The organism is Ruegeria sp. BF7 (assembly GCF_056538605.1).
Window position 1 is genome coordinate 55,860 of record NZ_JBQFTM010000016.1, and the last position, 11,178, is coordinate 67,037.

At 55.1% G+C, this 11,178-nt stretch carries 7 protein-coding genes and 2 pseudogenes; 4 read left to right on the plus strand and 5 right to left on the minus strand.

Features of this window, described 5'->3' with window-relative positions; genetic code table 11:
• Positions 1-101: 101 nt before the first annotated feature.
• Together ACR0IK_RS21055 and ACR0IK_RS21060 are read left to right on the plus strand one after the other, a co-directional pair.
• On the plus strand, positions 102-1,010 hold the full coding sequence (locus tag ACR0IK_RS21055; protein WP_480643109.1) for a 2OG-Fe(II) oxygenase family protein: 909 nt from the start codon (positions 102-104) through the stop codon (positions 1,008-1,010).
• A gap of 228 nt (positions 1,011-1,238) precedes the next feature.
• Positions 1,239-1,388 (plus strand): annotated as a pseudogene (locus ACR0IK_RS21060) (NAD(P)H-dependent oxidoreductase); the annotation flags it as partial.
• 56 nt (positions 1,389-1,444) lie between these two features.
• Here ACR0IK_RS21060 and ACR0IK_RS21065 read toward each other — a convergent pair.
• The 3 genes and pseudogenes from ACR0IK_RS21065 to ACR0IK_RS21075 form a co-directional block, all read right to left on the minus strand.
• A pseudogene (locus tag ACR0IK_RS21065) lies at positions 1,445-1,608 on the minus strand (IS6 family transposase); the annotation flags it as partial.
• A gap of 265 nt (positions 1,609-1,873) precedes the next feature.
• Positions 1,874-2,959: a ParB/RepB/Spo0J family partition protein gene (locus tag ACR0IK_RS21070; protein WP_480643111.1), complete on the minus strand. Its 1,086-nt coding sequence runs from the start codon at positions 2,957-2,959 to the stop codon at positions 1,874-1,876.
• On the minus strand, positions 2,952-4,337 hold the full coding sequence (locus tag ACR0IK_RS21075) for an AAA family ATPase (RefSeq protein WP_480643113.1): 1,386 nt from the start codon (positions 4,335-4,337) through the stop codon (positions 2,952-2,954). Before ACR0IK_RS21075 ends, ACR0IK_RS21070 begins: the two co-directional genes overlap by 8 nt.
• A gap of 581 nt (positions 4,338-4,918) precedes the next feature.
• Between ACR0IK_RS21075 and ACR0IK_RS21080 the strand changes: the two genes are divergently transcribed.
• Positions 4,919-6,178 (plus strand): replication initiation protein, encoded by a 1,260-nt coding sequence (locus ACR0IK_RS21080; protein WP_480643114.1) that lies wholly within the window; start codon positions 4,919-4,921, stop codon positions 6,176-6,178.
• A gap of 38 nt (positions 6,179-6,216) precedes the next feature.
• Here the strand turns inward: ACR0IK_RS21080 and ACR0IK_RS21085 are convergent, their stop codons facing one another.
• On the minus strand, positions 6,217-8,523 hold the full coding sequence (locus tag ACR0IK_RS21085) for a Tex family protein (protein WP_480643115.1): 2,307 nt from the start codon (positions 8,521-8,523) through the stop codon (positions 6,217-6,219).
• A 774-nt stretch (positions 8,524-9,297) separates the two neighbouring features.
• Here ACR0IK_RS21085 and ACR0IK_RS21090 point away from each other — a divergent pair.
• Positions 9,298-10,461 carry an ATP-binding protein gene (locus ACR0IK_RS21090; protein WP_480643116.1) on the plus strand — a complete coding sequence of 388 codons (1,164 nt, stop codon included), beginning with the start codon at positions 9,298-9,300 and terminating at the stop codon, positions 10,459-10,461.
• A 260-nt stretch (positions 10,462-10,721) separates the two neighbouring features.
• Here the strand turns inward: ACR0IK_RS21090 and ACR0IK_RS21095 are convergent, their stop codons facing one another.
• A complete protein-coding gene (locus ACR0IK_RS21095) occupies positions 10,722-10,967 on the minus strand; it encodes a hypothetical protein (protein ID WP_480643117.1) in 246 nt (81 codons plus the stop codon).
• Positions 10,968-11,178 lie beyond the last annotated feature (211 nt).

Genomic DNA, 11,178 nt, shown 5'->3' on the forward strand with positions numbered 1-11,178 from the left:
GTTAGGCAGCGGACCCGGTGCCCGCGATTTTTGGATAGCTTCACTTGACGCTGCGGCGCTGAAGGCGGCGCAGCCTCCCACAAACGGAGACTAATGTAATCATGTCAGTCACTTCACTGGACCGCGCTCGTACAATTGAGCGACCTACGCGAGAAGAGATGCTTCAACGCGCACCCTCTGTTCAACAATTCTGGACTAAGAACCGTGACTTATTCAAAGACGCCTGGACTGATTGGGAAAATGCAGAGGGAGGAAAGCACGTGCTTGACCCGTCCCTTTTTGATCCACAATTGCGCGAAGCTGTTGAGCAAGCATGGGACGACCCGACAAAAGAGGCGGCAGTTCGGGACCTGTGGAAAAAAGTTTTTCCAGGTGTTTACGCGACACAGTTCTTTGACCCACAACGACTTGCCGTTCTAAGGGACTACCTGGACAAGGTATCCCGCGCGGATATTCCGCTGCGCCCTCCTTATGGGATCGTGCTGAACCGGGGCGGTGCGCTTCTTGATCCGCGCTCGGAAGGGTATCTTGCGGCCCCAAGTTTCCAAGCGTTTTATCAAGAGCTGATGGACGGCTATATGAGGCCCGTTTCTCGCCTACTGTTCCCCGACATTGTCGGCTATGACACGCAGACCTTTGGTTTCTCCATTCGCTGGCAAGAAAACAAAGATACCTCGCTGCGCCCGCATACTGATGCGTCCGCTGTGACGCTGAACATCAATCTGAACCTACCGGGCGAGGATTTTTCAGGGTCAGCCGTCAGCTTTTTTGACAATCAAACGCGTCAAGTCAGCAAGCTTACATTTGAGCCGGGGACTGCTTTGATACACCACGGTAGTGTCCCTCATGCGTCCGAACCGATCACCAGTGGCGAGCGCTACAACTTTGTGCTCTGGCTGTATGGTAAAAACGGTCGGATTCCACCTCAAGAGGCAGAGCACAAGGAAATAGACGCGCGTCAGCGGTGGACTGTGCCAGCGCCCTCTTCCGACAGTTTTGCACCGTTTTAACAGAGCCGTTGAATCAATTTCACCGGTGCAGAAAAGCACCTCGCCAGTCTGCACAGCGTCACCAGGTTACAAAATTGTGCCTGGTTGCGGTGCGACTGACGAGCCGCGACATCCAGACTTAACATCGTGTCACCTGCAGAAACCACAACAGAAAAAGGGGCTAAGATGTCCAGAATGATCGTGTACTTCGGCCATCCTGGGCAGCGCCATAGCCGGGCAAATTAGATCATGGCAAAAGCGGCAAAGGCCGTCACGGGTATAACCTTCGTTGATCTGTACGCCGAATACCCCCGCCACGACATAGATCTCGAGAAGGAGCAGCGTCGCCTGCCGGATCACGATGTGATCCTGTTTCAGTTTCCACTGTATTGGCACTCAACGCCGAGCCTTCTGAAAGAGAGGCAGGAACTCGTTCTGCAACACGGGTTTGCACACGGTCCCTTACGCCTTCGCGCTACGTCGGCGATCACACTAGCGTGTTTATCACCCAACGGTTCAGCGTCGTGAGATCTGCCGCAGCGTCACGCTCGGACATGGTATCTTCAAGATCACAGTACGACACGCCGTATCGGACGTAGAAGAACACAGCAAAGAGGATCGCATCCTTGGGATATTACGCGCCTTTGAAGGAGATCATGAACTGACTTTCGACCAGTTGGGACCGAAAGCCATCCACGCGCTAAACCCCAGCGCGTCAACAGCCATAACTTTGTAACAGAACCCCCATCTAGGATGCACACCAGCACATAAACGACGAATCCCAAAACCAGCTATTTAACGTAAATTCGGTTTTATGCGCTAAATTAGCGCATTTTGCGCATCAGTGAGCACCCAGCTGTAACTCCGGTCACTTTTATCTAAACTCAGGTTTCTCCGCTAAACACCTCGAGGTATTCGACAAGCTGACCCACGATGACCTGTGCGTCTTCAGCTGAGACATCCTTCCCGCGAATGCGAATGCGCAGCTCATCAATGGAAACCTCAGCCAGGACATCGCCTCCCCCAGGCAGGGCAACAGGCGACAGCCGCTGTACCTGTTGTGGACGCCCCCCACGTGCCTTGTCCTTGGCCTGAGCGGGTGATGTTTTCAGGGCGGCTTCCAGTAAGGCCCATTCCGATTTCGGATCCAGATCCCCTGCCCCGGCCAATGCCTGACGCAGTTTGGTTTGCGCCCCGTCTCGCAACGCCGAGGCCAGTTTCAAGCCAGACTTCTCAGACAAAGCAACCGGATGTTGCAACAGGTCACCCAACGCTTCATGCACCATCGCAAAGCTGCGAACCTTGGATCGCTTTGCCTTGGACGCTGCTGCAAACAGGACATCGACGGCGGCTTCGGTCGACGCAAATACCCCCTGCCCCGAAGCCAGTACCGCGATGCGGCCGCGCTCATAAGGGCTGAGATTTGCCCTGAGCTCGTTCTCTTCGACCATGGACACGTAGGAGCCCTGACCAGAACCCGCCTCGCGGATAAACGCTGGAATGTCGTTGAAACGCGGATCCGTTTTAGAAAGGCGTCGAAAAGCGTTCAGACGTCGGAACCCCGAAATCAGTCCATAACCTTCCCCATCCTTTGTCACTTCAATCGGAGTGCGCAAACCGTGAACTCGCAGCGACTCCAACAATTCGCCCATGGCATCTTCGTCTTCGACCATGCGGTCTCGGCGAATGAAGTCCGCGTCAATCTGATCCAACGGCAACCGTTCGGCAACCAAACCCGCATCCTGTGCGTCTCGCCAACGGGCTGCATCTCCTTGATCCTGCGCGAGCGCCAAGCGATCCGTGACGGCGGTCATGCCGTTCAAAGTCGCGGCCTCAGCCGCAACCTGCGCAATCGGAGGAGTGGATGATTTTGTCTCAAACGGGCTGATAGAGGGTTTCGCCGCGAAACCGGCCTCAAGCTGCTCCAGTTCCGAAGTGTCCGGAGCGGTCAATCTTCTGCGTTTAGCCATTTGCTTCTCCTCCCATCTGAGCATCGCGCCACCAGCAGCCGATCAAAACCTGCTTGAATTCGGCATATGTGCGATCGAAGGTCTCTCGACCCCGTACGTAGGTGTCCCGGTTGAAATCCCTGTAGTCGGCTTCATAAATGCCATTGACCTGCTCTCCGGCTTGCCCAACCAATGCTGTATAGTCCTGCCGGTAGGCGTTCATAAAATCACCGAAATACGCCTGAATCACGTTTGCCATGTCGGTCTGTTGGCTGGCATCGAACCGAGTGATGATTGCCCTGACCACGTCCCATTCGAACTTGAGTTCGGGCAAGCCTGCCGCCCTCTGGGCCGCGTTTTCACCATCCTCAATGCTTGCAAAGGTCGTATAGAGCATGTCGAAGAACCGGCCCGTCGAGTCAAATTCCAGGAATGACGCTCCCAGGGGGACCAAAAGAATGTCAGCTGCGGCCAGGGCATTTATCGTTAGGTACCCAAGTGCAGGAGGCGTATCGAGGAATACGATGTCATAATCGTTCAAGACGCCTTCGTCATTTAGGAAGTTGGTCAAACCGTCCCAAAGCGGCCAACTGCGCAGGCCCATACGCCACACTGGGATCTGAAATTCAGCCCAATAGAGGTTCAACTGGGCGCCTATCAGATCGATGTTGGGCCAATGCGTCTTTTGAATTACGTCCCGGGGCAGGGTGTTCAATGCTTCCTGCAAGGTCTCATCCAGAGGTATTTCAGGCTGACCTGCAGCATTCCGTACTCGGTTTTCTTCCTGCACGGCCCGCGCGTAATCCTTGGCAATCAGAGGAAATACAGTTTGCCATTCATCCGCAATCTTCCCACCCAGAATGGAGGTCATCGACCCCTGGCTATCCAGATCAACAACCAGCACTTTGTACCCGTCCAACGCGGCAGACATGGCCAGATGCGCGGCAGTCGAAGTCTTTCCAACGCCTCCTTTGAAATTAGCAACTGCAACTACTTTTGCCGGTAGCCCTTCTGGCCGATACGGCAAGTACTCTTTGGTACTGACCCCCTCTGCGGCGAAGTGTTTTCGCAGCGCAAGCACTTCTTCAAGAGTGAACCACTTCGAACCGGCTTCGCCTTCTCCCTGGGGCAAGTCCGGGTTGGCTTTTAGAACCCGGCGCAAATGGGCCGGAGCCACCGGGATGAGATATTTGGTGATCTCCCAAATCGAAAATCGGCGCAGCCGTTTCTCGCCATCTGGGGCGTATCCACGACGGGCCAAATCTTCGCGCCCTTTGGCACAAAATGTAGCGGCTTTTGCGAATCGTGAGGTCCCGATAGGATCGGGTAGCCTTTCCGCTGCAAGCTCGGGATCCAGATTCAAATAGGGCGGCAGAGGAGGTTGCGTAGATTTATTCACTGTCGATGCCTCAGATAATGTTCGCCTTACCGGCGTATATTGCCCAACATAGCGAACATTTAGCGGCGAGGCTATCCTTTGAACGCGGGTTTTCCACAGAATACGGGCTCAATGCTCGGTTTCGTCGCGAAACTAGATGAAAAAAGAGCACACAAGACCAACAAAGAGTTTATTATTTTTAGAAGTTTTAGATTCTTTGTGAAAAAAAACACCAAATAAAACAAATAGTAAAGGTAGTTTGAGTGCCTAAATACAGGACCAAAGGTACCCGATTCCGGTTTCAAAGGAACCCATATACAGGGTGAAAGGTGCCGGTTCTCGGGAGGAAGAGACCCGATTCGCAGGGTCCTGAAATTTGCGGCAGTTTAGACACTAAACCCGGTCTTCTTGTTGTTGAGATTTTGGTGATAGAGATCATTTGAAGAGATTGCGCATACCAGTTTTGTGGATAACTTGGGTGAAATCGGCATAAGGTACCCGAATACGGGATTCCTCTCCTCCTGTATATGGGTACCCAAATTGAATTGATCCGCAGGTACTTTTCATGCCAGAAATGTCAAAACGAGCAGCCGGGCAGAATCATGCCGGAAACACAATTGGATATGGATCAGCTTTCCGGTGCCTTACGCCGGGAGACGGTCAAGAAAAACGTCGCCGCAATTCATATCAGCGGCAAGCTTACGTTGCTGCAGCGTAAGCTATCCAATGTCCTATTGTTGAACGCCTATGACGCTCTGACCTCCGCGACGACGCATACGATTGACGCACGAACCCTAGCGATGATGGTCGGTTACAATTCCAATGATTTCGATACGCTGCGCGCCAGTTTGCGGGCGCTGGCTGAGACCGTTGCCGAGTGGGATATGCTGGACGAACAGGGGCGGCAGGAATGGGGAGTGTCCTCGCTGCTCAGTTTCGCCAAGCTGAAAAACGGGATATGCGAATATGCTTATTCGCCAGCTTTGGCTCAGAAATTGTACGACCCTAAAATCTATGCGCTGATCAATGTCCAGATCCAAAGAAATTTCAGCTCTGGCCATGGTCTGGCGCTATATGAGAACTGCTATCGTTTCGTTCGAACCGGGTCGACCGGGTGGTGGGCGCTGGATGTTTTCCGCAAGCTTATGGGGGTGGATAGCAGCGACTACTACAGCAGCTTCAAGCACCTCAATGCGAAGATCATCAAGCCTGCAGTTGCGGAGGTGAACAAGAGCTCGGACATTCTTATCGAGCCTGAGTTTCAGAAAAAGGGGCGCACGGTCACCGATATCCGGTTTTTGATAAAAGGAAACCCGCAAAAGGCGATGTTCGAAATCGACGACAGCGATGGTGTCCGGAATCTGCAGGTTTTTAAGACCCTGCGCAAGCAGGGTGTGTCGGACCGGCTTGCACGTCAATGGATCTCTGAACATGGCGAGGACTACGTGCAGCAGAAGTTGGATTATGTCAGTGGACAGGGCGATGTGAAGTCCACGGTGGGGTATTTGTCTGCGGCTTTGCGTGACGATTACCAGCCAACGGAAAAAGAAGTTCCGGTTGAACCCAGCCCCGAAGCCGTTGAAGCCGCGCGTGCGCGCGAGGCCGAGAAGGCGCTGGAGGATCAAGCCTATGCGGCGCGCGCCGCGGAACGGACCGAGAGGTCGCGCAAGTTGTCCATTGTCGAAGAACTGGTTTCGCGGCGAAACCCCACACAGAGGGACGCGGATAAGCGGCTGTTCCTGGCCGGGCTCGATAATGACTTGGATCGGGAACATTTTCGCGCTCATGGTTGGCGTTCGGGATTGAACGCCAACGCCATCTTCGATTTCTGGGAAGAGCTTGAGCCGGACGCATTCGCCTAAATGTCAGGATGTGGGACTGCGCACAGACCCTCAGATTATCAACGGTTCTTCATCGCAGACTTAAGTGCATCCGCAAACGCATTGTTATGCGCATTTTCTTCATACTTTGCGCGTTGCGATCCTTTGGCTTCTGTGCGGGTAGGGCTCTTTTTCGGGCCACGGTTAGCCCGATCCTCGCGTGCCGAAGCACCGCCATCCTTCCGCATCGTCAGGCCGATCCTTTTGCGGGGGACATCCACTTCGATCACGGTGACTTTGACGACCTGCCCGGTTTTGACCACTTCATGCGGGTCCTTGACGAACCTGTCGGCCAGTTGGCTGACATGCACCAACCCGTCCTGATGCACGCCGATATCCACGAAGGCGCCAAAGGCGGCGACATTGGTAACGGTACCTTCCAATACCATCCCCGGTTTCAGATCTGTGATGTCTTCAACGCCATCGGTGAACGAGGCGGTGACAAAACTTGGGCGCGGATCGCGGCCGGGTTTTTCAAGTTCCGTAAAGATGTCCCGCACGGTTGGCAGACCAAAAGTATCGTTGACGAATTGCTCGGCCCGCAAACCTTTCAAAGCGCCGTCATGGCCCATGATCTGACGAGTGTCGCGCCCGCAGGCCGACACAACCCGGCGCGCCACGTCGTAGGCTTCCGGGTGCACCGAAGAGGCATCCAACGGTTCCGAGCCGTCGCGGATGCGCAAAAAGCCAGCACATTGCTCATAAGCGCGAGGGCCGAGACGCGCCACTTTTAGCAGTTCCTTGCGGGATTGAAACGCACCATTCAGGTCACGGTGAAGCACAATCGCTTCGGCCAGGCCAGGTCCCAGGCCTGAAACATGAGAGAGTAGGGGGGCCGAAGCTGTATTTAGATCTACACCTACCGCGTTCACCACGTCCTCGATCACCGAGGCCAGGGATTGTGACAGCCGATGCTGGTCCACGTCGTGTTGATATTGGCCGACCCCAATCGACTTGGGTTCGATCTTGACCAACTCTGCCAGCGGGTCCTGTAACCTTCGGGCAATGGACACGGCACCGCGTAAGGATACGTCGAGATCGGGAAACTCGCGTGCAGCCAGTTCCGAGGCGGAATAGACCGACGCACCGGCTTCGGACACAATTACCTTGGTGGGGGCTTTAACGGTTTTGGGCAACAGCTTCAGTGCGTCGGCCACCATCTTCTCGGTTTCGCGGCTGGCGGTGCCGTTGCCAATGGCGACCAGTTCGATCTTGTGGATCGCTATCAGGTTCAGGATGGTCCCCAGCGCGCCGCGCATATCGTTCTTGGGCTGGAACGGGTAAAGCGTGTCGGTCGCTACCACCTTGCCCGTGGCATCCACCACGGCCGCCTTGACGCCGGTCCGGATGCCGGGGTCCAGACCCAGCGTCGCCCGCGCTCCGGCCGGTGCAGCAAAAAGCAAGTCTTTGAGATTGCAAGAGAAAACCTGAATGGCATCGTCCTGAGCCCGGCTGCGCAGGTCCGCCATAAGCTCGACCATCATCGATAGGGACAATTTCACCCGCCAAGTCCATCCGGCCACTTTGCGCAGCCACACATCGGCGGGGCCATCGCCGCGTGTATGCAGATGGGCGGCAACGATGGATTCGGCGCGGGCCGCACCCGCTTCGGGTTCGGGCGCGATATCCAGCGTCACGATCCCTTCTTTCGAGGCCCGCAGCATCGCCAGCGCACGGTGCGACGGAGTTTTGGCCCAAAGCTCTGTGTGGCCGAAATAGTCGCTGAACTTGGCGCCTTCTTGCTCCTTACCGTCGATCACTTTCGAGGTCAGCAAGGCCTCGCGCTGCATGAAATCGCGCAGGTCGCCCAGAAGGGTGGCGTTTTCGGTCAGCCGCTCGGTGATGATGTCCCGCGCGCCGTTCAGGGCGTCTTTGGTGGTCGGCACCGCCTCGGTCACGTAGCCCTGGGCCAGAATTTCGGGGTCGGAGGACCGGTCGGCCAGAATGGCATCGGCCAACGGCTCCAGCCCGTTTTCCCGTGCAATCATCGCCTTGGTGCGGCGCTTGGGTTTGTGAGGCAGATAGATGTCTTCCAGTTGCGCCTTGGTATCGGCTCGTGCGATGGATTTTGCCAGATCGTCGGTCAGCTTACCTTGATCCTTGATCGAGCCAAGGATCGTTTCGCGCCGTGCTTCTAGCTCTCGCAGGTAGGTCAAACGGTCGGACAAGGTGCGTAGTTGGGTATCGTCTAGCCCGCCGGTCACCTCTTTGCGGTAGCGGGCGACAAAGGGGACGGTGGCTCCTTCGTCCAGCAGTTTCACCGCTGCGCCCACCTGTTCGGGGCGGGCGTTGATCTCGGTGGCGATGGTGCGGGCAATGTGGTCCAAGGGGGCCTCCTGAAAATGTCTGGCGGACCTTCTTAGCCAGCAGTGCTTGCGAGGAAAAGGGAAAGGAGGCCGCCGGAGGGAATTTGATTCATTGGCTCCAATTAGAGCATCCTTGTCGGGATCGGCAGGGCAGGGTGGTCACCCCAACTGGGCAGTCATTATTTCCACTGTCTGAAAGGTAAGCTGAGTTCGTCCAGGAAGCTCAGAAACACGCGGATCGAGTTCTCGAGCTTACTGTACTCCGGGGCAAGGTTTCGGCCGCTCCGGGTCACCTCAAGGAACTCGTTGCAGACGATAGCGCGATCTCAGACTTGATGGTCACTGTGCGTAATGCCTTGCGCCGTAAACCGGACGCAAACGTAATCGGCGAACCTTTGTCTGAAATCTCCGAGATAACAGGAGGCGGTACGAGAAATTTGAGGGGCACAAAGAGGATTCTTTGAGACCAATAGTTAAGAAAGAAGAACACTTTCAGATTCAAGTTTGTCCTGATCAAATGGAACGTAGCTTTCCACGATTGTGCTCAGAATTGCGCTTTGCGAAGGACCAGGCGCATTGTGATCGACTTATGGACTCCATGGCAGACCAACTACAACTTGGCGAGACTTGGTATGCTATGAAATCCACCCATGGCTCAGCATTACGTTTCATGGTCCCTGGCTATATTGCCCAACGGGTCGAGGCGATACGATGCTTCTGCCGCTGGGTTAAGCAGCGCAATATTCTCCAAAATTATCCTTGTAAATCTTCCATCGTATGGAATAAATGCAAGGTATGATCGAGCGTGGTGACAGGAAATCAGTTGAAGATTCTTTGGAGAACCAGGCGGGCGTAGTCCTGCTTGGGCCGCGGCAAGTTGGGAAGACAACGCTCGCGCAGGACATAGCTGAAAGCCGCGATGCAGTCTATCTTGATATGGAGAGATCTGCCGATCGCCAAGTGCTCGAAGAGCCCGACCTTTATCTCGACGAACAAGTTGGACGCCTGGTGGTGATCGATGAGGTTCAACTTATGCCCGGCCTGTTCAAGGCCCTGCGCGGCCAAATCGACCGGCGGCGGAGACAAGGGCATCGGACTGGGCAGTTCCTGCTGCTTGGGTCGGCCTCGAACACACTTCTGCACCAAAGTGCAGAATCCCTGGCGGGACGGGTCAGTTATCACGAGCTGACGCCTTTCAACTTGTCGGAAACCGGAGCGGATGCAATCTCCGCGCTCTGGTTACGGGGTGGGTTTCCAGATAGCTTCCTGACGAAGAACGACCGGACCAGCCTGGCATGGCGCAAGGATTTCATCCGCACCTATCTGGAACGCGATGTTCCGGCTTTTGGGTTGCGCATTCCGGCGGAGACATTGCGCCGGTTCTGGACAATGCTGGCCCATGAGCAAGGTGGGTTGCTCAATGCAGCAAAACTCGCTGGAAACCTGGGTGTCTCCGGCCAGAGCGTTGCGCGTTATCTCGACTTGCTGGTCGACCTGATGCTGGTGCGTCGCTTACCGCCCTGGCATTCCAATGCCGGAAAACGTTTGGTCAAGTCTCCCAAAGTCTATATTCGCGATTCCGGGCTGGCCCATGCGCTACTTGGGATCGAAAATCAGGAAGACCTGCTTGGGCATCCGGTTGTCGGCGGCAGTTGGGAGGGGTTCTGCATCGAAAACCTGATCGCAGCGGCGCCACGCGGAACAGAAGCAAGCTTCTACCGCTCGTCCGCAGGGGCTGAAGTGGATCTGATGTTGAAATTTCCTAGAGGCGCCCTCTGGGCTTTAGAGATCAAGCGGACGACATCGGCGAAGGTAACGCGCGGGTTTCACATCGCGACAGAAGAATTGGACGTCTCAGAACGTATCCTTGTCTATGCAGACGACAAGGAGGTGCCGGGGCGGGGAGGGGTGCGGGCAATGCCTCTCATGAGCGCTATGGAGCGGCTGGCGTCTGCATAGACGTGAGAGGGACCGGACCGATGGTAGCAGGTTCGAAACTGGAGGTAGCAGCCTACCTCAGGCAGAGCCTTGCTGTAATAAGAAAAACTGTCACGAAGGGTGGGAAATGTGAATTCGCTGCATGAGCCGCGTGAAATATTGGAGAGAGTGGGTCGAACAACAGAACTCTTATCCAGTCAGATCAATCTCGCAGTTCTTTAGAGTGGGATAGTGACTCAGCAGTTGTACAACTTGAGTGGGCTTGGGCTCTAAAGGTCAATTTACGCTTGGACTACGTCCGTTTCAGCTGTTCGCGCAATTGGCAGGAGAATCGACCCGCCTGCGCCATCAATTCTGCCCTCAGAGAATTTTGCGACAGAATCTTCACCTCCATCGCTTCCACACTGGAAAGTATCGAAGTGGCCAACAATATCCGCAATGGTCAGTTCGGGGCTGAGTTGGTCCATTTCGTCAATTCCCGGAATGGGCAGCTTAGGTACGATGCGGCTGCTGATAACGCGCGTCATGTTCAAAAATTCGTAACAGAGCCATGCCAAAATACGTGCAACATCACCGCTCTGTTAAAATGCGCTCTGTCAGACCCGCGGTCAGAGTGACAGGATCCTTGTTACAACAAGGCTTTTCATTTGTGGTTCTCAAAAACCATTACTACCAAAGTTCGGTTCTGCTGGCCTTTGTCTTTCAGCGCGACACGGTATGTGCCGCGCTCTGTGATCA